Annotated in this window: 23 protein-coding genes; 11 read left to right on the forward strand and 12 right to left on the reverse strand. The window is 70.1% G+C overall.

Annotation, left to right across the window (positions count from 1 at the left end; translation table 11 throughout):
• Positions 1–22: 22 nt before the first annotated feature.
• On the reverse strand, positions 23–658 hold the full coding sequence (locus tag ATL45_RS21755; RefSeq protein WP_093146486.1) for a LysE family translocator: 636 nt from the start codon (positions 656–658) through the stop codon (positions 23–25).
• 106 nt (positions 659–764) lie between these two features.
• On the reverse strand, positions 765–1,589 hold the full coding sequence (locus tag ATL45_RS21760; protein WP_093146485.1) for a ParA family protein: 825 nt from the start codon (positions 1,587–1,589) through the stop codon (positions 765–767).
• A gap of 226 nt (positions 1,590–1,815) precedes the next feature.
• Here ATL45_RS21760 and ATL45_RS21765 point away from each other — a divergent pair, with 226 nt between their 5' ends.
• Together ATL45_RS21765 and ATL45_RS21770 are read left to right on the forward strand one after the other, a co-directional pair.
• The gene (locus tag ATL45_RS21765) at positions 1,816–2,541 is read left to right on the forward strand and encodes a class I SAM-dependent methyltransferase (protein ID WP_093146484.1); all 726 of its coding nucleotides are present in this window, start codon (positions 1,816–1,818) and stop codon (positions 2,539–2,541) included.
• Positions 2,542–2,837: 296 nt separating this feature from the next.
• Positions 2,838–3,254 (forward strand): SCO2097 family morphological protein, encoded by a 417-nt coding sequence (locus tag ATL45_RS21770; protein WP_093146483.1) that lies wholly within the window; start codon positions 2,838–2,840, stop codon positions 3,252–3,254.
• Between the two features lie 315 nt (positions 3,255–3,569).
• On the opposite strand, the gene ATL45_RS21775 is transcribed toward ATL45_RS21770, so the two are convergent.
• The 4 genes from ATL45_RS21775 to ATL45_RS21790 form a co-directional block, all read right to left on the reverse strand.
• Positions 3,570–4,475: an IS5 family transposase gene (locus tag ATL45_RS21775; protein WP_211841166.1), complete on the reverse strand. Its 906-nt coding sequence runs from the start codon at positions 4,473–4,475 to the stop codon at positions 3,570–3,572.
• Between the two features lie 211 nt (positions 4,476–4,686).
• On the reverse strand, positions 4,687–6,933 hold the full coding sequence (locus tag ATL45_RS21780) for a transglutaminase TgpA family protein (RefSeq protein ID WP_211841260.1): 2,247 nt from the start codon (positions 6,931–6,933) through the stop codon (positions 4,687–4,689).
• Entirely contained in the window at positions 6,930–8,177 is a 1,248-nt protein-coding gene (locus tag ATL45_RS21785; protein WP_093160564.1) for a DUF58 domain-containing protein, read from the reverse strand. The genes ATL45_RS21780 and ATL45_RS21785 overlap by 4 nt, the downstream gene beginning before the upstream one ends.
• A gap of 2 nt (positions 8,178–8,179) precedes the next feature.
• The gene (locus ATL45_RS21790) at positions 8,180–9,190 is read right to left on the reverse strand and encodes an AAA family ATPase (protein ID WP_246025852.1); all 1,011 of its coding nucleotides are present in this window, start codon (positions 9,188–9,190) and stop codon (positions 8,180–8,182) included.
• A gap of 598 nt (positions 9,191–9,788) precedes the next feature.
• Between ATL45_RS21790 and mraZ the strand changes: the two genes are divergently transcribed.
• The 4 genes from mraZ to ATL45_RS21810 all read left to right on the forward strand — a co-directional run bounded on the left by mraZ (position 9,789) and on the right by ATL45_RS21810 (position 14,237).
• Positions 9,789–10,220 (forward strand): division/cell wall cluster transcriptional repressor MraZ, encoded by a 432-nt coding sequence (gene mraZ / locus ATL45_RS21795; RefSeq protein WP_093160569.1) that lies wholly within the window; start codon positions 9,789–9,791, stop codon positions 10,218–10,220.
• A gap of 363 nt (positions 10,221–10,583) precedes the next feature.
• On the forward strand, positions 10,584–11,501 hold the full coding sequence (gene rsmH / locus ATL45_RS21800) for a 16S rRNA (cytosine(1402)-N(4))-methyltransferase RsmH (RefSeq protein ID WP_246025853.1): 918 nt from the start codon (positions 10,584–10,586) through the stop codon (positions 11,499–11,501).
• A gap of 142 nt (positions 11,502–11,643) precedes the next feature.
• Positions 11,644–12,381: a cell division protein FtsL gene (gene ftsL / locus ATL45_RS21805; protein ID WP_093160574.1), complete on the forward strand. Its 738-nt coding sequence runs from the start codon at positions 11,644–11,646 to the stop codon at positions 12,379–12,381.
• Complete coding sequence (locus tag ATL45_RS21810; protein ID WP_170210307.1) at positions 12,381–14,237, forward strand: peptidoglycan D,D-transpeptidase FtsI family protein; 1,857 nt, start codon at positions 12,381–12,383, stop codon at positions 14,235–14,237. The genes ftsL and ATL45_RS21810 overlap by 1 nt, the downstream gene beginning before the upstream one ends.
• Positions 14,238–14,282: 45 nt before the next feature.
• On the opposite strand, the gene ATL45_RS21815 is transcribed toward ATL45_RS21810, so the two are convergent.
• Positions 14,283–15,593, reverse strand: a complete 1,311-nt coding sequence (locus tag ATL45_RS21815) for an MFS transporter (RefSeq protein ID WP_246025472.1) — start codon at positions 15,591–15,593, stop codon at positions 14,283–14,285.
• Between the two features lie 199 nt (positions 15,594–15,792).
• On the opposite strand from ATL45_RS21815, the gene ATL45_RS21820 reads away from it, so the two are divergent.
• The 4 genes from ATL45_RS21820 (at position 15,793) to ATL45_RS39710 (ending at position 18,607) form a co-directional block, all read left to right on the forward strand.
• Positions 15,793–17,505, forward strand: coding sequence for an IlvD/Edd family dehydratase (locus ATL45_RS21820; RefSeq protein WP_093160576.1), 1,713 nt, complete (start codon positions 15,793–15,795; stop codon positions 17,503–17,505).
• 144 nt (positions 17,506–17,649) lie between these two features.
• Positions 17,650–18,045: a helix-turn-helix domain-containing protein gene (locus ATL45_RS21825; RefSeq protein WP_246025473.1), complete on the forward strand. Its 396-nt coding sequence runs from the start codon at positions 17,650–17,652 to the stop codon at positions 18,043–18,045.
• A gap of 5 nt (positions 18,046–18,050) precedes the next feature.
• Entirely contained in the window at positions 18,051–18,356 is a 306-nt protein-coding gene (locus ATL45_RS39705) for a PIN domain-containing protein (RefSeq protein WP_246025474.1), read from the forward strand.
• The gene (locus tag ATL45_RS39710; protein ID WP_246025475.1) at positions 18,353–18,607 is read left to right on the forward strand and encodes a VapC50 family PIN domain-containing toxin; all 255 of its coding nucleotides are present in this window, start codon (positions 18,353–18,355) and stop codon (positions 18,605–18,607) included. Before ATL45_RS39705 ends, ATL45_RS39710 begins: the two co-directional genes overlap by 4 nt.
• Before the next feature lie 75 nt (positions 18,608–18,682).
• Here the strand turns inward: ATL45_RS39710 and ATL45_RS21835 are convergent, their stop codons facing one another.
• The 5 genes from ATL45_RS21835 to ATL45_RS21855 all read right to left on the reverse strand — a co-directional run bounded on the left by ATL45_RS21835 (position 18,683) and on the right by ATL45_RS21855 (position 22,702).
• A complete protein-coding gene (locus ATL45_RS21835; RefSeq protein WP_093160581.1) occupies positions 18,683–19,210 on the reverse strand; it encodes a CHAP domain-containing protein in 528 nt (175 codons plus the stop codon).
• Positions 19,211–19,294: 84 nt separating this feature from the next.
• The gene (locus ATL45_RS21840; RefSeq protein ID WP_093160584.1) at positions 19,295–20,353 is read right to left on the reverse strand and encodes a pentapeptide repeat-containing protein; all 1,059 of its coding nucleotides are present in this window, start codon (positions 20,351–20,353) and stop codon (positions 19,295–19,297) included.
• Positions 20,354–20,412: 59 nt separating this feature from the next.
• Entirely contained in the window at positions 20,413–21,618 is a 1,206-nt protein-coding gene (locus ATL45_RS21845) for a pentapeptide repeat-containing protein (RefSeq protein WP_170210308.1), read from the reverse strand.
• 175 nt (positions 21,619–21,793) lie between these two features.
• Positions 21,794–22,114 carry a type VII secretion target gene (locus tag ATL45_RS21850; RefSeq protein WP_093160588.1) on the reverse strand — a complete coding sequence of 107 codons (321 nt, stop codon included), beginning with the start codon at positions 22,112–22,114 and terminating at the stop codon, positions 21,794–21,796.
• A 9-nt stretch (positions 22,115–22,123) separates the two neighbouring features.
• Complete coding sequence (locus ATL45_RS21855) at positions 22,124–22,702, reverse strand: YbaB/EbfC family nucleoid-associated protein (protein ID WP_093160590.1); 579 nt, start codon at positions 22,700–22,702, stop codon at positions 22,124–22,126.
• Positions 22,703–22,828: 126 nt separating this feature from the next.
• On the opposite strand from ATL45_RS21855, the gene ATL45_RS21860 reads away from it, so the two are divergent.
• Positions 22,829–24,469 carry a UDP-N-acetylmuramoyl-L-alanyl-D-glutamate--2,6-diaminopimelate ligase gene (locus tag ATL45_RS21860; protein ID WP_093160657.1) on the forward strand — a complete coding sequence of 547 codons (1,641 nt, stop codon included), beginning with the start codon at positions 22,829–22,831 and terminating at the stop codon, positions 24,467–24,469.
• Positions 24,470–24,484 lie beyond the last annotated feature (15 nt).

Below are 24,484 nucleotides of genomic sequence, written 5' to 3' on the forward strand. Positions count from 1 at the left end.
GGAAGGGGCGGCGACTCGGGGCTCAGCCTTGGACGGCCATCTTGAGGCCGAGGCCGACCAGGACCGTCGCGGTGATCCGGTCCAGCCAGGCGCGGACCCGGCGGCGCTGGAACAGCGCCCGGGCGCGGCCCGCGATCCACACCAGCGCCGTCAACCACAGCAGGCCGATCGAGATGTGCGTGGCCACCAGCAGCAGGCCCCAGGTGAACGCCGCCGGTCCCGCGGGCAGGAACTGCGGCAGCAGGCTGATGTAGAAGACGCCGACCTTGGGGTTGAGCAGGTTCGTGGTCATCCCGGACCGCAGCGCCGCCCAGCTGGTCAGCCCGGCAGACGCCGTCGGCAGCTCCTCCGGCTGCGCGACCTGGTTGCGCGGCAACGACTTCCACAGCGCCGAGCCGCCCAGCCACAGCAGGTAGGCCGCACCCGCGATGCGCACGATGTCGTAGGCCAGCTGGGACGCGGTGAGCAGCGCGGTCAGCCCGGCGATGCTGGCGGTTCCCCAGATCAGGCAACCGAGACTGATCCCGAAGGCAGTCGCGACCCCGGCCCGGCGCCCGCCCAGCAGCGAGTGCCGGAGGATCAGCATGGTGTCCAGGCCGGGCGTCAGCACACCGATCAGGGCGACCAACGCGAAGGCCATGAAAGTAGCGCTGCTCACGGGTTCCGCCTCTCCGCGATTCACAGTGTTGGTTGCGTTTCGGGATTGCTCGTGGCTGGGTCGCGTCACGGTCCCCTGAGGTGCGGTCGAGCAGAACTCGGACTGCTCACTCGTCCTCTTCCAGCTCGTCCTCGTCCGGGCGGCGTTGGCGGCCTGCGCGGAGCGTGCGGGCGAGCACGAGGTTGAAGGCGAGCGCCACTTCTCGCGCACCCGGGGTTCCCCACTGGTGGATCGGCATGCACGCGCCCTGGGCCTGCTGCACCGCCAGGCGGTCCGGCAGCGCGACGGGCAGCACCAGCGGGCCGAAGATGTCGCGCAGCTCGTCGATGCGGAACTGGTGCTCGTGCGAGCGCGGGCGCACCCGGTTCACGATCACGCCGAGCGGCTGCAGCTTCGGGTTGGTGGACTTGCGCTCGGCCTGCACGGCTTCGAAGGCCCGCTGCACGCCGGAAACCGCGAAGATCGTGGGTTCGGTCACCAGCAGCGCGCGATCGGCGGCGACCAGCGCCGAGCGGGTCAGCCTGCCGAGCGAGGGCGGGCAGTCCAGCAGGACCAGCTGGTACGGCAGCTCGCCGTCCTCGATCAGACCGTCCAGTTCGGACAGTGCGGTGGTCAGCCGGGCGAGCTGCTCCTCGTCGTACTGACCGTTGTGGCTCTCGGCGTCCTCGGAACCGACCAGGACGTCGACCTCCTCGCCCCACGAGCTGCCGCTCACGGCTTCCCGGAGCACCTCCGGACGGGGATCGGCGAGCACGTCGCTGAGCCCCTTGGTGGTCTCCTCCGGTTCCAGGCACGAGGTCGCGTTGCACTGCGGATCGAGATCGACGACCAGCGTCCGAACGCCGCGACGCATGGCGGCCGAGGCGAGACCGAGCACCACGGTCGTCTTCCCCACGCCGCCCTTGAGGCTCAGCACTGCCACGGTCTGCACGCACGTAGCCTACGGAACTCGGCACCATCTCAGAACTCGTCCCTGAAACTGGGCTCCGCTGCGACCGAAGTTGGTGTTCCAGGACTCCCGGCACTGCTCCGATTGCGGCAGACCGGATGCTGCGACCGGGTTTTCGCGCACGATCCGCCGAGGCGGCCGCGCGGCGTGCTGAGGCGATCGCCACGCCGCCGCGAGATGCCCGCGACCGGCCATTACGCTGCTTGCCATGAGATCCGACGCCGTCCACCAGGTGCTGGAAGCCGAACTCGCCGAAGTCCGGCGCCGACGTGGCGGAGAACCGCCGCGCGTGCTCGACGTCGGTGGCGGCAGCGGGGTGTGGGCGGTGCCGCTGGCCTCCGAGGGCTGCGCGGTGACGGTCGTGGATCCCAGCCCGAACGCGCTGGCCACGCTCCAGCGGCGCGCGGTCGACGCCGGGGTGGCCGACCGGATCACCCCGTTGCAGGGCGACACCGACGCGCTGGCGGCGCTGGCCCCGGAGGGCGGCGCGGACCTGGTGCTCGCGCACGGCGTGCTGGAGGTCGTCGACGACGTCGAGGCCGCGGTAGCCGCGCTGGCGGCGGCGACGGCTCCCGGCGGCGTGCTGTCGGTGCTGGTCGCCAACCGCTACGCGGCGGTCATCGGGCGGGCGCTGGCCGGCCGGGTCTCCGACGCCCTGCAGCTGATCCAGGACGCCGACGGCCGGCTCGACCCGGCCTCGGACACCCTCCAGCGGCGGTTCGACGCCGAAGGCCTGGAGCGGGTGCTGACCGACGGCGGGTTCACCGTCGAGCGGATCCAGGGGCAGGCGGTGCTCAGCGATCTGGTGCCCGGCTCGGTGCTGGACAACAACCCGCGAGCGGCCGACGCGATGGCGGAGTTGGAGCGCGTTGCGGCCGTTCGGCCCCCGCTGCGCGACATCGCGACCCGCCTGCACGCGGTCGCGCGCGCTTGATCTCCGGCCACGTGGCGTGACCGGCGGTGCGGCCGGACCGGTGGTGTAATCGCTCCGCAGCCGGGTGAGCTGGGGCGATGCGCCCTGAGCGGGGAACGGCGGCGCGGCGATCACTGCCCCGAGGGGATGATGTCGGCAACCTCGCACAGCTACCTACCAGGACCGGGTAGTACTCGCGTCGCGGGAACCGTATCCTCAGTGGTGACGCCCCCAAGCGTTCGCCGGTCCCCAAGCCCGGATGAGTCGATCATCCCGGTCTCCGGCGCCACTGAGACCCCTGTGCCGGAGGAGGAGTCATGCCACTCTCCGAGCACGAGCAGCGACAGCTCGAACAAATCGAGCGCGCGCTCTACGCCGAGGACCCCAAGTTCGCCTCCACCGTGCGCGGAGGACGACTGCAGCGCCCATCCCGACGCCGGAGGATGCAGGGCATCGCCGTCTTCGCGCTCGGATTGGCCCTGCTGGTAATCGGTGCGGTGATCCCGGCTCTGCGGCCGGCCGACATCCCCGTGTTGAGCGTGGTCGGCTTCCTCGTGATGTTCGGCGGAGCAGTGATCGTCCTGTCCGCGTTGCGCGGTGGCGGGGACGACATCGAGTCGGTGCCGGAGAACGGCGGTGGCGGGCGCCCCAAGCGGGGCTCGAACCGCAGCACCGGACGGAGCTCCTTCGCCCAGCGCATGGAGGAGCGCTTCCGAAAGCGTTTCGAGCAGTAGCGATGAAGCGATGATCGCCGCCAGGCCACCCCTGGCGGCGATCGCTGTTCCGCCTCTCCGCGATTCACAGTTGTGGTTGCGTTTCGGGGTGATCTCGCATTTTCGGGGTTTCTTGTGGCTGGGTTGCGTCACGGTCCCCTGAGGTGCTGCTGGGTAGGGCTCGGGACTTGGCGTTGGGGTGGGTTTCGTGCGCCGGGTATGTCCTTGGCGGCCATGTGGTTTGTGCGCTGGGTCCTCGTTGTGTGCTGGCTCACCGTGAAGGTTGTTCCTATGGCTCCGTTTTCGCTGGTGAGGGGCCGTGAGTGGTTTGGGGTGCTATAGAGGTTGTTTTGGATCTTGTTGGGTGGTGTGTGGTAGGCGGGCGAGTCTGCGTGTCATGTGGATGATGGCGGCCCAGCAGACGATGGTGGCGTGGTGTTCGGGGAGGCGTTCGTAGTCGCGGGCGCAGCGTCGTCGTCGGCTGATCCAGGCCAGGGTGCGCTCGACGACCCAGCGGCGAGGCAGGACTTGGAAGCCTTTCTGTCCGGGGTGTCGGTAGACGATGTTCACGGTCAGGCCGAGGACGTTGTTGGCGTGTTCGGTGAGGGGTCCTTCGTAGCCTTGATCGGCCCAGACGTGTGTGAGTCCGCGTGAGGCGGCTCCGTGGAGTGCGGGCCAGGCGGCGTCGCGGTCCTGGACGTTGGCGGGGGTGATCACCACGGAGACCAGCAGGCCGAGGGTGTCGGTGACGATGTGGCGTTTGCGGCCGTTGACTTTCTTGTGGGGGTCGAACCCGCTGCTGTGGCGGGGCACGGTGGCCTCGGCGGTCTTGTGCACCGACTGGGAGTCGATGCAGCCGGCGCTGGGACGGGCGTTGCGGCCCAGGGCGGTGCGCAGCCGTCTGCGCAGCGTGTCGAGGAGGTGATGGGTGGCCAGATTGCGGGACCAGCGGCGCAGCATGCCGTAGACGGTCTGCCAGGGCGGGAAATCGGCGGGCAGGTTGCGCCATTTGTTGCCGTTGTCCACCACGTAGAAGATCGCGTCGATCATGGTGCGGCGGGAGTGTTTCTCCGGCCGTCCACCCAGCCCGGTGGTGGTCAACGGTGCCGGGAGCAGGGGTTTGAGGATCTCCCACTGGGCATCGGTGAGATCCGAGGCGTAGCGGCGTCGGCGGGTCCAACAGCCGCACGTGCAGCGGCACCCCCGCCGATCGACGGCGACAGGTACAGGGTTCAATGGCATGGCGGGTTCTTGTGATCGCAGGCTTAGACAACCTCAGCGATAACAAGAACCCGCCCTGCTTTTCAGCCCCTGAGCCCCACCCGTGATGATCTTGAGCCCATATCACAACCACCCAACCCAAGATCCAAAACAGCCTCTATAGGCCCACAAAACGCTCACGGGTTCTGAGCAGGGGAACGGAGCTCATCGTGGTGTCGTGCTGGGCTGGGTGTCAGGTGCTGGCTGGGCGGAGTTGGTGGAGGACCGAGCGTGGGAACAGCCGTGAGCGGAGGTCCAGCGGGGCGCCTCTGCGGAGGCTGTTCAGCACCTCTTGCAGCGTTTCCGGCAGCGAGTCGTCCGGTTTGCCTCCCGGCGGGGCGTACCACTCTCGCTCCACCGCGTTGACCAGGGCTCGCATCGCCTTCGCACCGGACTCGTCCAGGCCGTGGTGTTCGAGCAGCCTGGTGGTCACCTGGCGCGCCGTGTCCGTCGCGGCAGGTCGGGCGCCGCGGTCCCGGAACTCGTCGAGCACCTCCTGCCAGGCTGCCCCCGCCGACCCGGCGGCGACCGCGCGCAAGCGCTGCCGACGCCGCACTTCCCGCACCACGCCGGGCACGGCGAGCAGCGCGAGCCCGAGCACCAGCACGCCGAGGACGACCGGCCACGGGCTGCTCTGCTCGGCCTCCCGCGGGTCCACGGGCGCGACTTCGGAACCGTCCTCCGGGCGTTCGCCGCCCGGTGTCGCATCCGTCGTCGGCGGCGTGCTCGGCAGCTCCTGGCCGGGCACCGGGACCGGCTGCTGCTCCGGTCGCAGCTCGCTGTCCAGGTACTGCGGCAGCGCGGTCCGGCCGTCGCTCAGCGGCGTCGGGTCGAAGGTCTGCCAGCCCCAGCCGGGGAAGTAGGCCTCCACCCAGGCGTGCGCGTCCTCCGTGGTGATCACCCGCTCGTCGCCGTCCCGGTATCCGGCGGTGAACCCGACGGCCACCCGCGACGGGACGCCGACGGCGCGCAGCAGCGCGGCCATCGACGAGGCGTACTGCTCGCAGAACCCGCGCTTGCCGCGGAACAGGAACTCGGAGAGCGCGTCACCGCCGCCTGCCGGGGCGGTGCGCAGGTCGTAGCGGAAGCCGTTGCGCGGATCGGTGAAGTAGCGGTTGATCGCCACCGCCTTGTCGAACGCGGTGGGAGCGTTCGCGGTCAGCCTGCGGGCCAGGTCGGTGACCTGCGGCGGAATTCCGGTGGCGTCCAGGTACTCCGGCGCCATCCGCAGCGGCCCGTCGGCCGCGCGCAGCTGGTCCGGGGACGGATCGGGCACGATCAACTGCTGGATGTAGGCGCGGCTCTCCTGGTTGGTCTGGGTGAACACGATCCCGGCGGCCGGGTCGTAGCGCCAGTTCACGCCCATCCCGGACAGGAAGCGCGGCATGCCGAACACCGGCAGCCACGGATCCCGGTAGCCGACGGGCTGCACCTCGACCCGCTCGGCGCTGCCTTCGCCGATGTCGGTGCCCTCCGGCAGCGGGAGCTCGCCGTTGGCCTCGACGCCCTGGGTCAGGCCCTCCAGCTCCCAGCCGCGCTCCGGGTTGAACTTGCGCAGCGTCAACGCGCGCAGGTAGGTCGGCTCCCGCAGGCCGCGGATGCGGAACAGCTCCACCTCCTGGTCCCGGTTGAGCTGGCCGCGCAACGAGGTGAACGGCTGCAGCCCGATCCCGTCGGTGCCGCCGCCGAGCTGCTCGGGCATCGCTCCGGGTAACCGGCCCTCGGTGCCGACGCCGGTGAACACCACGCCGGTGAGCAGCGCGATCACCCCGGCGACCCCGGCCACCGACGCGGTCGTGGGGCCGAACAGCGCGCGCGTCAGCTGCTCGCGGTCCTCGTGGCTGCGCCACCGGCGGTGCTGACCGCCCGAGGCGAGCAGCACGGCGAAGCCCAGCCCGCCCGCGACGAAGGTCCACCAGGGCAGCATGGTCTCGGACAGCGACGCGGGGATGGCGAAGACGCACAGCAGCAGCAGTCCGCTGACCGCCGGGCTGCGCAGCCCCACCACGATGACGTCGATGATCACCGCCACCACGCCCAGCCCCAGGCAGACCAGGGTCTGCAGCGAGGGTTCGGCGGCAACCGGGGGCACCCCGGTGCGGATCAGCTCGCCGGCACCGGACAGCAGCCCGCCGAGCTCGCCGATCGCGGCCGGGCCGGGCAGCAACCCGAGCAGCGCCCGCTCGGTGAACTGCGCGGTGAGCACGACCAGCACCCCGGCCAGCTGCGCGAAGGCGGTCGCGGTCAGCGGCCAGCGCAGCTTGCGCCCCAGCACCCCGATCACCGCGACGGTGAGGACCGTGAGCACCGCGGGGAACACCCAGCGGCTGTCGGCCAGCACACCGGCGAACGCCGTCGACGCGCACAGCACCGAGAAGGCGGCGGCCGCCGTCGTCACCAGCGAGGTGTCGATGGCAGCGGTCATCCGGTGCTCGGTCACGGCAGCACCTCCGATTCCGGCGCGGTGGTCTCCCGGCACAGCTGCTGCCAGACGGTGTTGATCGCGGTCGCCGGGCCGGGGGTGACGACCGCGGTCCAGCCCGCCGCCCGCAGCCGCCGCGCGGCCAGCTGCGGGTCGTAACCGCCGCCCTCGCCGTTCCAGGAGCGGACGTCGAGCAGCACCGCCAGGCTCCGCGTGCCCTGCGGCCGGAGCTTGGTCAGCTCGTCCACCGCCGAGGTCGTGGTCTCGCCGAGCACCGCGATCAGCTCCTGCCCGGCACCGGGATCGCGGGTGAACACCAGGTCGCGCTGCGGCGAGCTGCGCACCGCGGCCAGCGCGTCCAGCACCGCGTCGTCGTGCCCCTCGCCGGAGGTCTCCGCGCCGGTCGCCAGCTGCGCGCAGTCCTCGGTGATCAGCTGCACCTGCTGGCCGTGCTGGTGCAGGTGCAGGCAGAAGCTGGCCACCGCGGACACCGCCCACTCCAGGCTGCTGCGCGCCCCGGCTCCCCGGTGCGCCGCCGAGCGCCGGTCGAGCAGCACCGTGACGCCTGCGTGCCAGGGGCGCTCCTCGACGCGCACCATCAGTTCGTCGCGCCGCGCGGTGGACTTCCAGTGCACGCGCCGGATGTCGTCGCCGTGCCGGTACTGGCGCACCACCGCGTCGTCCTCGCCGTGCCCGGCGCGCAGCCGCGTCGCGCCGTCCTCACCGGTGCCCAGCCCGGACCCGGCGGGCAGCCCGGTGAGCCGGACGACGTGCGGCACCGCGATGAGCCGGCTGCGGTCGGCCAGCTCGCGCTCGAACTCGGCCAGGCCGAAGGGATCGTCGATGCGGGTGCGCAGCGGTCCGATGTGGTGGATGCCGCGCAGCGCCGGGGACACCGGGTACTCCAGGATCTTGCCGCCGTGCCTGGGCACCGCGTCCAGCCGGAACCGGTGCCTGCCGCCGAGCGCGTGGGGCGTGTTGTCCTCCAGCGCCAGCCCGCCGATCGGCAGCCGGCCGCTGGCGGAGAGGTGCAGCCGGACGGTCGCCCGGCCGCCGACCGGGATCCGCACCGGGACCACTTCGCGCCGGGCGGCGATGCCGAACCGGGTCCGGCTGGTCAGCAGCAGGGCAAGCAGGGGTAGCGCGATCACGAACGCGGAGACCCGCAGGAGGTCCCGCTCGTCCAGGACCAGCGCGCAGACACCGGCGGCCACGCCCGCCGCCAACAGGCAGCGCCCGCGGATGGTCAGGCCGGAGAGCACCCTTACCCGCGTTCGCGTTCGGTGTCGCCGCGCGGCACCGGGGTCCGGCTCAGCAGCTGCCGCACCAGCTCGGTGGTGGAGCGGCGGGCGGCGCGGGCCTCGCTGGTCAGCACCAGCCGGTGGGCCAGCACCGGGATCGCCACCGCCTGCACGTCGTCCGGGATGGTGAACTCGCGCCCGGCCAGCGCGGCCTGCGCGCGAGCGGCGCGCACCAGCTGCAGCGTCGACCGGGGCGAGGCGCCGAGCCGCAGCTCGGTCAGCTGGCGGGTGGCGGTCACCAGTTCGACCGCGTAGCGGCGGATCTCGGTGGAGACGTGCACCCGGCGCACCGCCTGCAGCAGGCCCTGCACCTCGGCGGCGTCGGCGACCGGCCGGAGGTCGGCCAGCGGGTCGTGCCCGGCGTGCTCGTCGACCATCGCCAGCTCGGCCTTGAGATCCGGGTAGCCGATCGACACCCGGGCGGTGAAGCGGTCCCGTTGGGCTTCCGGCAGCGCGTAGGTGCCTTCCATCTCGATCGGGTTCTGGGTGGCGATGACCATGAACGGCGCGCTCAGCGGGTAGGTCTCGCCGTCGACGGTGACCTGTTTCTCCTCCATGCACTCCAGCAGCGCGGACTGCGTCTTGGGCGAGGCGCGGTTGATCTCGTCGCCGACCACGATGTTGGCGAACACCGGGCCGGGCCGGAACTCGAAGCTCTCGGTCCGCCGGTTGTACACCGACACCCCGGTGATGTCGCTGGGCAGCAGGTCGGGGGTGAACTGGACGCGGCTGACCGTGCAGTCGACGGACCGGGCCAGCGCCTTGGCCAGCGAGGTCTTGCCGACCCCGGGCACGTCCTCCACCAGCAGGTGGCCTTCGGCCAGCAGGGTGACCAGCGCGACCCGCACCACCTCGGGCTTGCCCACCAGCACCTGCTCGACGTTGGCGGCGATGCGCTGGACGGTCGCGTGCAGCTGGTCGACCCCGGGCGTCTCCGGTGCGTCGCAGGCACCGGTCGTCGGGGCACCGGACAACTCGGCTCTGGGCGTCACGCCACCTCCTGCTCGTCGCGGCGCCCGGGTCCGCCCGAGCGGGCTTCCGCTGCCACTCGCGGGGCGCCCGCACCAGCGGAAAGCGCGCGAGTGTCGCTCAAGGCGCCTCCATGTCTCCTGCGGGTCACCTCACGCCCGGTTCCTGAGTCCGGGGCGGAGTGCACGTGCAGTGTGCCAAACCGGCGGTACCCGGCGGGCCACCCCGCACCCATCCGCCGTCGCCCCACTCCTCCCCACCGGGCGGGCCGCGATCGGTGGCGGGGCTGGGCGCGCACTGAGCATAACTGCGCACCCGAAGGGGTTGATCAAGGTCGGGCAGGTGACGCCCCCCACTTCCGGACCACAGGGCACTACCTGCGCAAATGGGTCGGAAGGGGGTGGATGGACTGGTGCGTTTCGTGTTGACGGTGGTGTGAAGTGGGGTACTGTGGGGGAAGGTGGGGCAAACGGGGGTCCTACTGCTTTTCACCGGCCACCGCTGAGCACGACCGGTGGAAGGTCCTCGTCGGGGTCGCAGTGCCGCGGCGGCGGGGTCCGGGTCGCAGGACGAGCGGTCCGGGGTCGGGGGAGGTGGACCGGGATGTTTCTCGGCACCCATCACCCCAAGCTCGACGACAAGGGGCGCTTGACGCTGCCGGCGAAGTTCCGGGAAGCACTGGCAGGGGGGCTGATGGTCACCAAAGGACAGGACCACTGCCTCTACGTCTTCCCGCGCGACGAGTTCGAGCAGATGGCGCGCAAGGTCGCCGAGGCTCCGTTCACCAACGAGGCGGTCCGCGCCTACCAGCGCTACTTGTTCGCCGGGACCGACGAGCAGGAGCCCGACGGGCAGGGCCGGATCAAGATCGCGGCCGAGCTTCGGCGCTACGCCGGGCTGACCAAGGAGTGCGTGGTCATCGGCGCGATCAACCGGCTGGAGATCTGGCAGGCGGAGAGGTGGCAGAGCTACCTCGACGAGCACGAGGAGGGCTATGCGCAAGCGCGCGAGGAGGTGCTGCCGGGCGTCTTCTGACCAGTGCAGGCGTTGATGGCGACGATTCGGGTTTCGTGAGGCCTCGGTCCGCTCGGCTTTCGCACGCCTGGTGCATCTTCCCCGGCACCAGGACGCGACGGGCGGGCGGGGACCTGACGGGATCCGGACGTCCACGCGAGACACTGGGACACCAGAACATGTCCAGCCGGATCCCGGCACCGCCGAGCCCTTGACGGGTTCGGCAATACCGACATCGCCACGCGCGGGCCTGCGGGCCCGCGCGTGCCGGTTGCGGAGCAGATCGGGAACGGCACGCGGGAGGGAGGGTCCGCCGTGGCCGAACAGCGGTATGAACAGGGTGGGTCCGCCCGCGACAAGCACGTGCCGGTGCTGCTGGACCGGATGCTGGAGCTGCTCGAACCAGCGCTGTCCCGCGAGGGCGCGGTGGTCGTCGACGCCACGCTCGGCATGGGCGGGCACTCCGAGGCGATGCTGACCGCGCACCCGGGGCTGACGCTGGTCGGCCTGGACCGCGACCCGGACGCCCTGCGGCTGGCCGGGGAACGGCTCGCGCCGTTCGAGTCGCGGATCCACCTGGTGCACGCGGTGTACGACGAGTGGTCCGAAGTGCTCGTCGACTTGGGACTGTCCGAGGTGGACGCAGCGCTGTTCGACCTCGGGGTGTCCTCGCTGCAACTGGACGAGGCGGACCGCGGTTTCGCCTACGCGCAGGACGCTCCGCTGGACATGCGGATGGACCCGGGCGCGCCGCGCACCGCCGCGGACGTGCTCAACACCTACGCCGCCGACGAGCTGGCGCGCGTGCTGCGCACCTACGGCGAGGAGAAGTTCGCGGGCAAGATCGCCGCGGCGATCGTCCGGGAGCGCCAGAAGGAGCCGTTCACCAACAGCGCCCGGCTGGTGCAGCTGCTCTACGACGTGGTGCCCGCGGCCAGCCGGCGCACCGGCGGTCACCCGGCCAAGCGCACCTTCCAGGCACTTCGCATCGAGGTCAACGCCGAGCTCGACGTGCTGGAGCGCGCGCTGCCCGCGGCGCTGGATTCGCTGGCGGTGGGCGGCCGGATCGCGGTGATGTCCTACCACTCGCTGGAGGACCGGATGGTCAAGCGCGCCCTCGCCGAGCGGGTGAAGTCGCGCACCCCGGTCGACCTGCCGGTGGAACTGCCCGGCCACGGGCCGGAATTCCGCCTACTCACCAGGGGCGCCGAGCTCGCCAGTGAGCAGGAGATCGAGGCGAATCCGAGGGCTGCCTCGGTGCGGCTGCGCGCCGCGGAGCGGCTAGGCGGAGGAAAGACATGAGTGGCCTGTGGCAAGCCGAGTTTCGCGCCACCGCACCTCAGGGGACCGTGACGCAACCCGGCCACGAGAAACCGCGCAACGTGAGATCACTTCGGATCGCGACCACCACCGTGAATCGCGGAGAGGCGGGACGGGGACTGGCATGACAGCACCTGCACGCGCCAAGAAGTCCGCTTCGCGGTCGGGTTCGCAGTCGGCCGCCAAGAAGACCACGGCCAAGACCGCCACGACGAAGTCGGACAAGCCGCGTTCGCGGTCGGCGGCGGCGGAGCGCGCCTACGCGCGCCGCGAGGAGCGCCGGGAGCGCTCGACGCGGGAGCCGTCCGTGCGGCGACCGCGCCAGCTGCGCACCGGTGCGGAGGATCGACGGCCCACGTCGGCGAAGCCGAAGACCAGGGCCAGGCAGCTGCAGGAGCGCGTGACGCTCGCGCGGTTCCCGCTGGTGGTCGTGGTGATGTCGGTACTGGCCGTCGGGCTCGCCGCGACGCTGTGGCTGTCCATCGCGGCGGTCAGCGGCAGCTACGAGCTGCAGCACGGCGAGGCCGAGATCGCCCGCCTGAACGAGCGCCGGGAGCAGCTGCTGCGCGAGGTGAGCTCGCTGGACTCGCCGCCGGCGATCCAGCGGCGCGCCGTGGACGAGCTCGGCATGGTGCCCGGGCCGACCCCGGCGTACCTGGTGACGCTGCCGGACGGCACCGTGGTGGTGGTCGGGGAGCCGGAGAAGGCGTCGGCACCGCCGCCCCCGGCACCGCCCGCCGGGCCGCCGCCTGCTGAACAGCCCCAGGGCCAGCCGCCCGCCGGGGAGCAGCCCCCGGCGGGGGAGCAGCCGCCGGCGGGGGAGCAGCCGCCGCCGGTTGAGGCAGCTGCGGGGGCGCGTTGATGGCTCGCAAGCCGACCAAGACCATCCGCGGCCGCACCGCGCGCACCAACGTCGCGGGCAGCAACCGGCGACTGCTCGTCGGGCGGATGCTGTTGGTGATCGCGTTGGTGCTCACCAGTGCCAAGCTGATCGAGGTGCAGGGCTTCAGGGCCAGCGCGCTGTCGAAGGAGGCGGTGAAGCAGCGGTTGGACCGCTCGGTCATCCCGGCCGATCGCGGGTCCATCGTGGACCGCACCGGGAACGTGCTCGCCTTCAGCAGCGAGGCACGGCAGCTCTTCGCGAACCCGCGCCAGCTCACCACGACGTTCGACGAGCAGCACGCCAAGGACCCCAGCAAGCCCACCGCGGCGGAGTACAAGCAGGAGATCGCCCGCTTCATCGCGAAGGAGCTGCCGGGCGTGATCTCCGAGCAGGAGGTGCTCGACGCGCTGTTCCGCGACGTCGGGTTCACCTACTTCGGCCCCAAGATCGACCCGAGCAAGGCCCGGGAGATCACCAAGAAGTACCCGCACATCGGCTCCGAGTACCAGGCCACCCGCGAGTACCCCGGCGGCGATCTGGCCGCGAACATCATCGGCGCGGCGAACTGGCGCAAGGACGAGGTGCCCGGCAAGCTGCGCGGCCAGATCGGGCTGGAGTCCTCGATGGACTCGGTGCTGGCGGGCAAGGACGGCCAGCAGGTCTCCGACACCGCGCTGGGCTCGGACCTGGTCATCCCCGGCACCCGGGAGCTCGAGCCGGCGATCCCGGGGTCCGATGTGGAGCTGACCATCGACTCCGACGTGCAGTACATGCTGCAGCGCGAGCTCGCCGACTACACCCGCGAGGCGCAGGCCAAGAACGCCAGCGCGGTGGTGCTGGACGCGAAGACCGGCGAGGTCTACGCGCTGGCCAACGACAAGACCTTCGACCCGAACGGTCCGTGGGGCGAGAACACCGGGAACCCGGCGGTGACCACTCCGTACGAGCCGGGCTCGGTGGCCAAGCTGATCACCGCGGCCGGTGCGATCGAGACCGGCGTCATGAAGCCGGACACCGTGCTGCAGGTCCCGGGCAGCATCAAGGTCGCGGACCGCACGGTCGGCGACGCGTGGCCGCACGGCACGGTGCCGATGACGTTCACCGGCGTGATGGGCAAGTCCTCCAACGTCGGCACCCTGATGGCCGCGCAGCAGATGGGCGAGCAGCGCTGGTACGACTTCGCCCGCGCCTTCGGGCTGGGCCAGCGCACCGGCGTCGGCCTGCCGGGCGAGAGCGCGGGAGTCCTGCCGCCGCCGGACAAGTGGTCCGGCTCGTCGTTCGGCAACCTGCCGATCGGCCAGGGCTTCTCGATGACGGTGCTGCAGATGGCGAGCATGTACCAGGCGATCGCCAACGACGGTGTCCGGGTACCACCGCGGATCGTCGCCGCGGAGGTCGGACCGGACGGCAAGCGCGTCGAACGCCCCCGCCCCGAGGGTGTCCGGGTGGTGAGCCCGGAAACCGCGCGCACGGTGAACGACATGCTGCGCTCGGTGGTCCAGGACGCCCCGCAGCCGAACCGCGGCACCGGCCCGGGAGCGGCGCTGCCGGGATTCCAGGTCTCGGGCAAGACGGGAACGGCCCAGCAGTACGACCCGGACTGCAAGTGCTACAGCAACTCGAAGCACTGGATCACGTTCGCAGGTGTCGTCCCGGCGGACAGCCCGCGCTTCGTGATCGGCCTGATGCTGGACCGCCCGGCCTACGGAACCCAGGAAGGCTCCTCGGCGGCGCCCCTGTTCCACAACATCGCGGCCTTCCTGACCCAGCGCTACCAACTCCCGCTGTCCAAGGAAGAAGCCCCCTTCCAGGTCCTCCAACTCCCGACCCCGTAGCGCTTTTCGCTGCGGTGCCGGAGGCGGAACTTCAAGTGCTGACGGTCAGGAGACTTCCTCCGCCGGGGTGCGGGAGAGGGTGAGGAAGAGGGTTGCCGCGGCGAGGCCGCAGAGGGCCAGGAGGTAGAGGCCCGCTGTTTCGGAGCCGAGGGTCTGCTCGATCCAGTTCTTCGCCACCGGGGCGACGAAACCGCCCAGGTTGCCCAGCGAGTTGATCAGGCCGATGCCCGCCGCCGCGGCCGTTCCGGTCAGGTAGGCCGCCGGGAACGTCCAGAACACCGGTTGGACCGAGATGTAGCCGACCGCCGCCACCGACAGGCCGGCTATCGCGAGCACCGGGTCGGCGAAGTACGCCGAGGCCGCGATGCCGATGGAGCCGCCGGCCACGCAGGCCGCCGCGACGAACCGCTTCTTCGGTTGGGCCAGGCGGTCGGCGCCGGTGGACACCGCGATGTTGACCAGCAGCGCGATGGTCCACGGGATCGCCGTCACCAGGCCGACGAGCAGGCCGACCTCGCTGCCGACCACGCCTGCCACCTGCGTCGGCAGGTAGAAGGTCATGCCGTAGACGCTGCACTGGATCAGAAAGTAGATCAGGCAGAAGTACAGCACTCGCGGGTCCACCAGCGCGGTCCGGAGCCGGTGCGGGCTGTGCGCCTGCTTGGCCCGGGCTTCGCGGTCGACCGCGCCCTGCAGCGCGTTGCGCTGGTCCGGCGTGAGCCAGCGGGCATCGGCGGGTTTGTTGTCCAGGTAGAAGAAGGCCCAGACCCCGACCACGCAGGCGATCAGGCCCTCCACCGCGAACATCCACTGCCAGCCCAGGATTCCGGCCACCCCGTCGAGTTCCAGCAGCATGCCGGACAGCGGGCCGCCGAGCACCGAGGCCAGCGGGATGCCGAAGTAGAACATCGCGTTGCAGCGCGCCCGGTAGGCGTGCGGTACCCAGTGGGTGATGAACAGGATGACGCCCGGGAAGAAGCCGGCTTCGGCCGCGCCGAGCAGGAAGCGCAGCAGGTAGAACAGGAACTCGTCGTTCACCAGCGCCATCGCCGCGGAGATCAGGCCCCAGGTCACCATGATCCGGCACATCCACCAGCGGGCGCCGACCCGCATCATGATCAGGTTGCTGGGCACCTCGAACAGCGCGTAGCCGATGAAGAACAGCCCCGCGCCGAGCGCGTAGGCGGCTTCGGAGATCCCGGCGTGCGCCTGGAACTCCTCCTTGGCGAAGCCGATGTTGACGCGGTCCAGGAACGCGATCACGTACATGAAGAACAGGAACGGCAGCAGGCGGATCATCACCTGCCGGATCGCGCTGGTCAGCGCCTCGTCGGACGCCCGTTCTCCGGTGTGCACCCTGCCTCCTCGTCGAGGTGGTGGTTCGACATCCCGAACAACGTCCGTGATGTGGGGCACGAGGCTAGGGGGCTCGATCGGTGCGCGTCAATCGGCCGTTCGGCATCGCAATCGTTGTTCGGCACCTCGGATGGACTGTTGCATCGCGGTGACCGAGCTGGTTTCGTCGCGCTCACAGGCCACTCAGCTAGGAGGGCGCATGCCGCGGCGCAGTGCGAGTTGGTTCGGAGCACACGGCAGGGCCGGGATGACCGCCCGGTCCTGGGTCAAGAACCAGGGCTACAGCGACGAGGTCTTCGACGGGCGACCGGTGATCGGCATCGGCACCACCTGGTCCGAGCTGGCGCCCTGCAACGCCCACCAGCAGCGGATCGCCGAGGCGGTCAAGCGCGGGGTGTGGCAGGCGGGCGGCTTCCCGCTGGAGTTCCCCAACATGGCGCTGGGCGAGACGCTGATGCGGCCCACCACGATGCTCTACCGGAACCTGCTGGCGATGCAGGCCGAGGAGACGATCCGCGCCAACCCGCTGGACGGCGTGGTGCTGCTGTCCGGCTGCGACAAGACCACGCCCGGCCTGCTGATGGCCGCGGCCAGCGTCGACCTGCCCACCGCGATGCTCACCGGTGGCCCGATGCTCAACGGCAAGTACCGGGGCACCGACATCGGCTCGGGAACCGCCGTGTGGCAGGCGGAGGCCGACCTGGTGGCGGGCCGGATCACGCAGGAGGAGTGCTACTTCATCGAGGGCTGCATGTCCCGCTCCAACGGGCACTGCATGACCATGGGCACCGCCTCCACCATGGCGTGCATCGTGGAAGCGCTGGGCATGCAGCTGCCGTACGCGGCGTCGTGGCCCGCGGTCGACGCCCGCCGCTACGCCGCGGCGCAGCAGACCGGCCAGCGCATCGTGGAGATGGTCGAAGCAGATCTCAAGCCCTCCGACGTGCTCACCCGCGACGCGTTCGACAACGCCATCCGCGCGAACGCGGCCATCGGCGGGTCGACCAACGCCGTGGTGCACCTGATCGCGATCGCCAAGCGGGTCGGGGTGGAGCTGACCGTCGACGACTTCGACACGCTCACCCGCGACGTGCCGACGCTGGTGAACCTGCAGCCCAGCGGCGAATTCCTGATGGAGGACTTCTGCTACGCGGGCGGCCTCCCCGCGGTGCTCAAGGAACTCGGCGACCTCGTGGTGCGGTCGGCGATCACGGTCACCGGGCGTTCGATGGGCGAGAACATCGCCGACGCCGAGGTGCACAACCGCTCGGTGATCACGCCGTTCGACGAGCCCTTCCAGGCCATCGGCACCGGAACCGCGGTGCTGCGCGGCTCGCTGGCGCCCGGCGGAGCGGTGGTCAAGCAGTCGGCGGCGTCGGCCCGGCTGCTGGAGCACCGCGGCCCGGCGATGGTGTTCGAGGACGTCGACGAGTACTACGCGGTCTGCAAGGACGACGACCTGGACGTCGACGAGAACACGGTGCTGGTCGTCCGCAACGCCGGCCCGAAGGGCTACCCCGGCATGCCGGAGGTGGCCAACGTGCCGGTGCCGAAGAAGGTCCAGGACCGCGGTTTCGACGACATCGTGCGCATCTCCGACGGCCGGATGAGCGGCACGGCGTACGGCACGGTGATCCTGCACGTGACCCCGGAAGCGGCGGCGGGCGGCCCGCTGGCCTTCGTCCGGACCGGCGACATGATCAGCATCGACGTCCCCAACCGCCGCCTGGACCTGGAAGTGCCGGAGGAGGAGCTGCAGCGCCGCCGAGCCGAGTGGCAGGCCCCGGACAACCCGCACGCCCGCGGCTACCAGCGCCTGTACTACGACCACGTCCTCCAGGCATCGGAAGGAGCGGACCTCGACTTCCTGGTCGGCCGTTCGGGCAGCTACGTCCCCCGAGACGGCCACTGACCCGCGTCGGTTTTCGAATTTTTCGAATCCGCGTTGCATGGAGGGGGTCCAAGAGCGGGAGGCGCGATGACTACGACGTTAGAGCACACGGTCCTACCTCCGGATGCGCCGGATGAGGCTCTCGGTGAGCTGGCCAGGTTGCTGATGCGCACCGACGTCGAACCGGGCGCGCTGGTGCTCGTCGGCCCCGATGGCACGCCGACTCCGTTGCCGGAAAGCGTTGCCGAGTTGCTCCGCGGTGTGGTGACGGCGCTCGCGCACGGCATGGCGATCACTGTTGCCCCGCACAACACGATGCTCACCACCCAGGAAGCTGCTGAGCTTCTGGGGATCAGCAGGCCGACCTTGATCAACCTGCTGGACGATGGCGAGATCCCGTGCGAGAAGACCCGTGGACGGCACCGCAGGATCCGTCTAGCGGACATCGTCGACTACCAGGAGCGCAACCGTCAGGAAGGCGAAGCGGTGCTCGACGAGATGATCGCTGACGGCGAGGACTCGGGCCTCTACGAGGCAAACGCTCCACAACGGACCAGGTAGGTGCAGTGGCCGCATACCCCGCACTGCTCGATACCTGCGTCCTGTTCCCGCAATACCTCTGCGACACCTTGTTGCGCTTGGCCTTGTCCGGCACCTACCGGCCGTTGCGGAGCGGTGGGATTCTCGACGAGCTGCGTCGCAATGTCGCAGAGGTCGTCGGTGAACGCGCCATCGAGCGACGCATCGCGAACATGCGACGAGTGTTCCCCAGTGCCGAGATCGCTGGCTACGAAGCGCTGACCAGCAAGATGACCTGCGACGAGAAGGACCGGCATGTGCTGGCCGCCGCCGTTCGCGGGGTGCCGCGGTGATCGTGACCTACAACGTCAAGGATTTTCCCCGCTCGGCACTCGTCGACTACAACATCGAGGCCGTTCATCCCGACGACTTCCTGCTCGACCAGCTCTACCTCTATCCGCGGCGGACTCTGGACGGTTTGCATCGGCAGGTTGCGGCCTACCGCAAGCCACCTCAATCCGTTGACGCCCTCTTGGCGCATTTCGGAACGCGTTGCGGGCTGCCGCGATTCGCTGCGGAAGCGCGTCGGCATCTCCACTGGTAGAGCGACTGCGGGGAGACTCGGCTTTGGTGGCGAGCGCTCCCCGCGCCGTCTTCAGTCCGGTGAGCGAGTTCGAGGTCAGCCGCGGCCGGGGACCTGGGGGTCGCTCCAGCCGAGGTAGTTGTTGTAGTAGGAGACGTCGTCGGCGTGGCCGATCGCGCCTCCGACGCTGGTGGCGTAGAAGCCGCCGTTGCCGTCGGCGATGCCGACGTGGCCGTACTGGCTGATGTTCCAGTAGACGAACGCGCCCTTGGGCGGCGTGGAACCGTCGGTGTGGGCCTTGCCCGCGCTGACCGCGCCGTTCCAGTGCGCGATGGCGGACGGCCAGACACCGGTGGTGCCGTAGGCGTTCTCGGCGGCCATCTCGCAGTAGCCCTCGAGGGAGCTGTCGCCGATGCGGGCCTTGTACCACTCGATGGCGCCCTGCGGGGTGCCGTCGCCGGGGGCGGCGGCGACCTGAACTGCCTGCGGAGCGGGCTCGGCGAGCACGGCCGGGGCGGCGAGCGGGGCGAGGGCCAGCGCCGCACCGACACCGCAGGCGCCGGCTAATCGCGCGATCCGTCGGATGTTCACGAGAACCTCCTGGAATTCGTTGATCGGCAACATCCAGGAGGGACACGCTAGCGATCAACCCCTGCCGAACACCAGGAAGTTGACCTGAACAGCCGATGAACCCGGGCCAGGAAGGGGCTAGAAGCCGCGCTTGGCCCGATCCCAGGCTGCATCCCACAGCCCGGGAAAACCGCTGTTCAGGACCTTTCCTGAGCATTCGAACCGGATGTGGGGTGCGAGGAGCGGGGCGATGAGTTCGGCGAACTCCCGCTCGCGCCTTTCCCAGTCGGCTTCGGCTTCAGGGCTGGGGAATTCGGTCGCGAGCGGGTCTGCCCAGTTGAGCAAGTTCGTCCATTCGCGGTGCCACTCGTCGATCTGCTCGACGAGCTCGTCTGGGATGTCGCAGTACTCGCGCAGGTCGGCCGCCGGGGCCGGGCGCGATGTCGGCTCGGGTCGCTCGCTGATCCAGAACGGGTCCGCCTCCCAGTCGATCAGCATCCTGATCTGCAGGACGCTGTTCTGCTTCTGCTTCCACCGGAGCTGGGAGTCGGTGCGGTGCTCCGACTCCGAAAGCGGCGCGTAGGCGGCATGGACAGCGATCTGCGCACCGTGGCGTCGGAACCACTCCTCGAGCGCGGGGCCGTCGAGGAGCACCGTTCGATGAGAGTCGCGAACGGCCACGGGCCCGGTGATCGACCCGATGGACCCGGAAACCTGGGCGCCGGAGAGGTTCGCACCGATCAGCCTCGTCTGGTGGAACTCGCTATCGCGCAGGTCGGCGTTGGCGAAGTCCGCGCGGTTCAGTGCGGCCTTCGCCAGAACGGCTCCGGTGAGCACGGCGCCCTGGAACTTCGCATCCGTCGCCGAGGCGAGATGCAGATCGGCGCCGGTCAAGCGGGCTCTGGTGAAATCCGCCTGGTCCAGGCTCGCCCCGGTGAACTTCGCGTCCGTCAGGTCGCAGTCGGCGAACAGGGCTTCCGAGCATTCGGAAGAGCGGAGCGATGCGCCGCGCAGCACGGAGCCGGTGAGGTCGCTCCACAGGAACCACGCGTCGTCGAGCTTGGCTTCGGTGAAGTCCGAACGGTCCAGATCGGCGTCGACCGCGTAGTAGCGATCCTGCCCTTCCCAGCTCAGCCGCATCAGCATCCCCCCGGAGTCGGTGATCTCGACCGGCCCAGGCTGGCGAACCTCGATCACCCCGGCAACCACTTTTCCGGAAATACAGGCGGAATCAGGTAGTTCCACTCATCGGCTGCTCACGGCATGGCGGGGTAGTCGTAGACGGTGACGGGTTCGTCGATGCCTTCGGCTGGGGCGTTCTGGAGTTCGGCGAGGACGATGTCGGCTTTGGCCGAGGAGAGGTCGACGAGTCCGATGTGGATCGGTGCGTTGTTGGCCTTGCGAGCGGCGAGCGCGGCAGGCGGAGCGTGCAGCAGCTCGGTGAGGGCCGGACGGTTCTTCACTCCGAGCTGCTCGACCTTGGTGAGCAGCAGTGCTTTCGCCGGAACCTGAGAGATCGCTTCGGTGAGAGTGCTTGAACCGGGAGAGATGGCGTGGGCGAGTGCTTGGGCGGACGGCACGTTGCGGACGTCGACCTCCACCGCCTGCCCAGGGCCCCGGCCCAGCTGCCGGAACCATTGGTTCACCTGCGAGTGAGGCAGGTCGACGTGGATCGCGGTTGATGCTGTAACGAGAGGCTGGAAGGTGGGAGCGAGAATCTGCAGGTAACCCGATGGAGTTGAGCTGTCCTCCGCCGTGTTCTCGTGATCGGCCCGTTGAACGATGATGTCCGCACCTCGACTGCGAAACCAGCGCTCCAGTTCGGCGCCGTCCAGAGTGATTCTGCGCGGAGATGTTTCAACGACTACGGGGCCGAGGATTTTGCCGGTGGCACCATCAAGTGCGGTGTGTGAGAGAACAGCATTGCACAGTGAGCTGCTGCCTAGCCTGCATCTGGCCAGATTGGCCTCGCTGAAATCGGCTTCGGCGAGCAGAGATGCTGAGAGGGTCGCGTCGCTGAGATTCGCTCCATGAAAGTTGGCTCCCATGGCTGAGATTTTTGCCAGGTTGGCACTGGTGAGCGTTGATCCGACGAAGTTCGCCCTGTCCGCGCTTGATTTTGCCAAGTTCGCGTTGCTGAGATCTGCTCTGGTGAAGCGGGCCTCGGTGCACTCGGTGTCGATGAGAACCGCTTCGCGCAGAACTGTTTCCGTGAAGTTGCTTCCCGTGAGCCAGGCTCCGGTGAGATCGCCACCTGTGAGGTCGGCGCCGCGCAGGTCGGCATCCAGCGCGTAGAAGAGCTCGTGTGCTTCCCCGGCGAGCCACTTGCGGAGATCCTCGGAGACCTCGGGATTGCTGGGCCAGCGGCGAGGTCGCCAATCATGGATACCAGAGGACACGATCCCCCCCCACCCGTTTTCCTCGACTATTCTGGTCATGAATTCTGGCGCATCACCGTTCATGTGGTGTGTATCGAGGATGACCTTGTCTCCTTTACGCCATCCTCGGCACCGGCCTGGAGGCCCTGTCGGCGATCCTGGGGCCGTAAACGAAAGCCGGGTCGCGCTCGACATCCCAGAAAACGTCCGACTTCATGGAAACTGCGGCTGGGCTACCAGCGGGTTGTCGCTCACCGGCTCATCCGCCGAGCTCGTCGGCGATGCGGTCCAGGGCGACGGCGATCTCGGCGTCGGTCGCCTCGTGGTCCGCGACGGCGTCGCGGAGCGAGGTCGACAACGCCGCTATCGCGTCGTGCGCTGCCGATGTGGACTGCAGCACGATGTCGCTCGCGGTGTTCAGCGCAGGCGGCAGGAACTGGCAGATCAGCCCATAGGCGTCCGTGTCGAGCTGAACGCTGCGCCCGGCGTCGGCGGTCTGGCCGAGCGCTGCGGCGTGGGAGTCGAGCCGACCCGCGTGCGCGCGCAGCTGGTCCGGCGGGATCTGGAATCCCCCTGCCATTGATCCCCCTCAGTGCAGGAACGTCTCGTCGCTGAAGTCGCCGTCGTCGTGCGGGCCGTGGGCCTGCGCCGGACCGGCTTGCGTTGGCGGCTCGGGTGGTCGCGGCGCAGCCGGAGCGGTTGGCGGCGGAGCGGGTGCGGCCGTCGGCCCGGGTGGCGGTGATGCCGGAGCCGTCGACCCCGGCGGTGGGGACGCAGGTCCGGTCGGCGGTGGCGGTGCCTCTGCCGGGAAGCGTTGGCGGTAGTTGGCCGTCACCGCTTTCGCGGTCGTCGGGTTCTGGTCGCCGAGCGTGGTGCGGGTGGTTTCCGTCACCTGGTCCGCGATGCGCGACTGGGCTCGGCGGAGGACCGCCATGAACTCGGCGCTCAGCTCCGCTCCGGACGTTCGCTGATCCGCGAACCGAACGTCGACCGGGATTCCTTCGGCGTCGATGGTCACCGTCACCGAGCGGCTTCGTTCGGTGATGCGGATGCGGGCGATCTCCTGCTGCATCGCCGCGACCCGGTTCGCCTTCTCCTGCAGGCCTTGCGCCCACGCGCGGATCGCGCGGGCGGCCTGCGCCGGGTCCGCGCCGAAATCTGGCGACATTCCTCCCCCTGGAATTTCGAGTCAGGGGAGTTCTACTGCACCTGCGCAGCGTCGATGCGCGGATGAGCGGTGGTTGCGCTGTTCGGTCCAGCGGTCGTTGGGCCGGTGGCGCGGGTGACCATCGGGATGCGGGCTCAGGGGGTACCGGTAGCCTGTCGCGACGTGCCTTCCGCGGTTGCCACAGCTCCGCCGCGCCCTTCCCACGTGGAGCCGGTGGAGATCGAGAAACTCGCCGATTCCGTCGGCGCGCGAGTCCTTCGCGTCCCTGGTCGCAGCGCTGATCCAGTGCCGGTGTCCGGGGCGACGCTGCGTGCTCAGCACGTCCGGCCCGGCGATCTGTTCGCCGCCCTGCCCGGCACTCGCGTGCACGGTGCCGACTTCGCGCAGGGCGCGATCGAGGCAGGCGCTGTGGCGGTGCTCACCGATCAGGCCGGCGTCGACCGTGCCGGGCTCGCCGAGCACCCGGCGGTCCTCGACGGCAGCGTGTCCGTGCTCGTGCACGACGATCCGCGCGGCGTGCTCGGGACCGCTTCGGCGCTGATCTACGGTGACCCGTCGAGCAAGCTCAAGATCCTCGGCGTCACCGGGACCTCGGGCAAGACCACCACGTCCTACCTGCTGGAGTCCGCGCTGCAGGCCGCCGGGTTCTGCACCGGGCTGGTCGGCACCGTCGAGACCCGCATCGCCGGGGAGCGGCTGGACAGCGCGTTCACCACTCCGGAAGCTCCCGACCTGCAGGCGCTGCTCGCGGTCATGGTCGAGCACGGGGTCACGTTCGTGCCGATGGAGGTCTCCAGCCACGCGCTGGCCATGGGCCGGGTGTCCGGCACCCGGTTCGCCGTCGGGGCCTTCACCAACCTCTCCCAGGACCACCTGGACTTCCACCGGGACATGGAGGACTACTTCCAGGCCAAGGCGCTGCTGTTCGACGGCCGCGCCGAGCACGAGGTGGTCTGCGTCGACGGCGAGTGGGGCCGCCGGCTGGTCAAGGACGGCACGGTCACGGTGTCCACCGAGGGCAGCGCGAGCTGGTCGGCCACCGACGTGCAGGCCTTCGCCACCGGTGAGCAGACCTTCACCGCGCACGGCCCCGACGAGCTCAAGCTGCACGTCCGGCTGCGGCTGCCCGGCCCGTTCAACGTCGCCAACGCGCTGCTGGCCATCGGCGCCCTGCACGCGGCGGGCGTGCCGACCTGGGCCATCGAGCGCGGGCTGGCCGAGGTCGACGTGCCCGGCCGGATGGAGCGGGTCGCGCTCGGGCAGGACTTCACCGCCGTCGTCGACTACTCGCACAAGCCCGGCGCGGTCGCCGCGGTGCTCGACGCGGCGCGCGCGCAGGTCGACGGCGACGTGATCGTCGTGCTGGGCTGCGGCGGCGACCGCGACACCGCGAAGCGGCCGCTGATGGGCGAGGCCGCCGCCCGGCGCTCCGAGCTGCTGATCGTCACCGACGACAACCCGCGCACCGAGGATCCCGCCGAGATCCGGGCCGCCATGCTGGCCGGCGCCGAGGAGGTGCCCGCGGGCGAGCGCGGCGAGGTGATCGAGATCGGCGACCGGCGCGCGGCCATCGCCGCGGCGGTCGAGCGCGCCGGGTCCGGCGACATCGTGGTCGTCGCAGGCAAGGGCCACGAGACCGGGCAGGAGGTCGCGGGCGTGGTGCACCCGTTCTCCGACCGGGAGGAACTGGCCGCCGCGCTCCGCCATAGGCTTAGGGACCCAGAAGGGACCGATGTTCGTCGGGGGCAGGTCAACGAAGAGGCGTAGCGGGCGCGTCAGTCG

This window comes from Saccharopolyspora antimicrobica (assembly GCF_003635025.1).
GTDB lineage: Bacteria > Actinomycetota > Actinomycetes > Mycobacteriales > Pseudonocardiaceae > Saccharopolyspora > Saccharopolyspora antimicrobica.

Excerpts from the sequence above, each read along its gene's own strand:
- ATL45_RS21765 (WP_093146484.1), top strand. The coding sequence starts at position 1,816 with ATGAGATCCGACGCCGTCCACCAGGTGCTGGAAGCCGAACTCGCCGAA.
- ATL45_RS21770 (WP_093146483.1), top strand. The coding sequence starts at position 2,838 with ATGCCACTCTCCGAGCACGAGCAGCGACAGCTCGAACAAATCGAGCGC.
- ATL45_RS21775 (WP_211841166.1), bottom strand. The coding sequence starts at position 4,475 with ATGCCATTGAACCCTGTACCTGTCGCCGTCGATCGGCGGGGGTGCCGC.
- mraZ (WP_093160569.1), top strand. The coding sequence starts at position 9,789 with ATGTTTCTCGGCACCCATCACCCCAAGCTCGACGACAAGGGGCGCTTG.
- rsmH (WP_246025853.1), top strand. The coding sequence starts at position 10,584 with ATGCTGGAGCTGCTCGAACCAGCGCTGTCCCGCGAGGGCGCGGTGGTC.
- ftsL (WP_093160574.1), top strand. The coding sequence starts at position 11,644 with ATGACAGCACCTGCACGCGCCAAGAAGTCCGCTTCGCGGTCGGGTTCG.
- ATL45_RS21810 (WP_170210307.1), top strand. The coding sequence starts at position 12,381 with ATGGCTCGCAAGCCGACCAAGACCATCCGCGGCCGCACCGCGCGCACC.
- ATL45_RS21820 (WP_093160576.1), top strand. The coding sequence starts at position 15,793 with ATGCCGCGGCGCAGTGCGAGTTGGTTCGGAGCACACGGCAGGGCCGGG.
- ATL45_RS21825 (WP_246025473.1), top strand. The coding sequence starts at position 17,650 with ATGCGCACCGACGTCGAACCGGGCGCGCTGGTGCTCGTCGGCCCCGAT.
- ATL45_RS21835 (WP_093160581.1), bottom strand. The coding sequence starts at position 19,210 with ATGTTGCCGATCAACGAATTCCAGGAGGTTCTCGTGAACATCCGACGG.
- ATL45_RS21845 (WP_170210308.1), bottom strand. The coding sequence starts at position 21,618 with ATGAACGGTGATGCGCCAGAATTCATGACCAGAATAGTCGAGGAAAAC.
- ATL45_RS21850 (WP_093160588.1), bottom strand. The coding sequence starts at position 22,114 with ATGGCAGGGGGATTCCAGATCCCGCCGGACCAGCTGCGCGCGCACGCG.
- ATL45_RS21855 (WP_093160590.1), bottom strand. The coding sequence starts at position 22,702 with ATGTCGCCAGATTTCGGCGCGGACCCGGCGCAGGCCGCCCGCGCGATC.
- ATL45_RS21860 (WP_093160657.1), top strand. The coding sequence starts at position 22,829 with ATGCGGGCTCAGGGGGTACCGGTAGCCTGTCGCGACGTGCCTTCCGCG.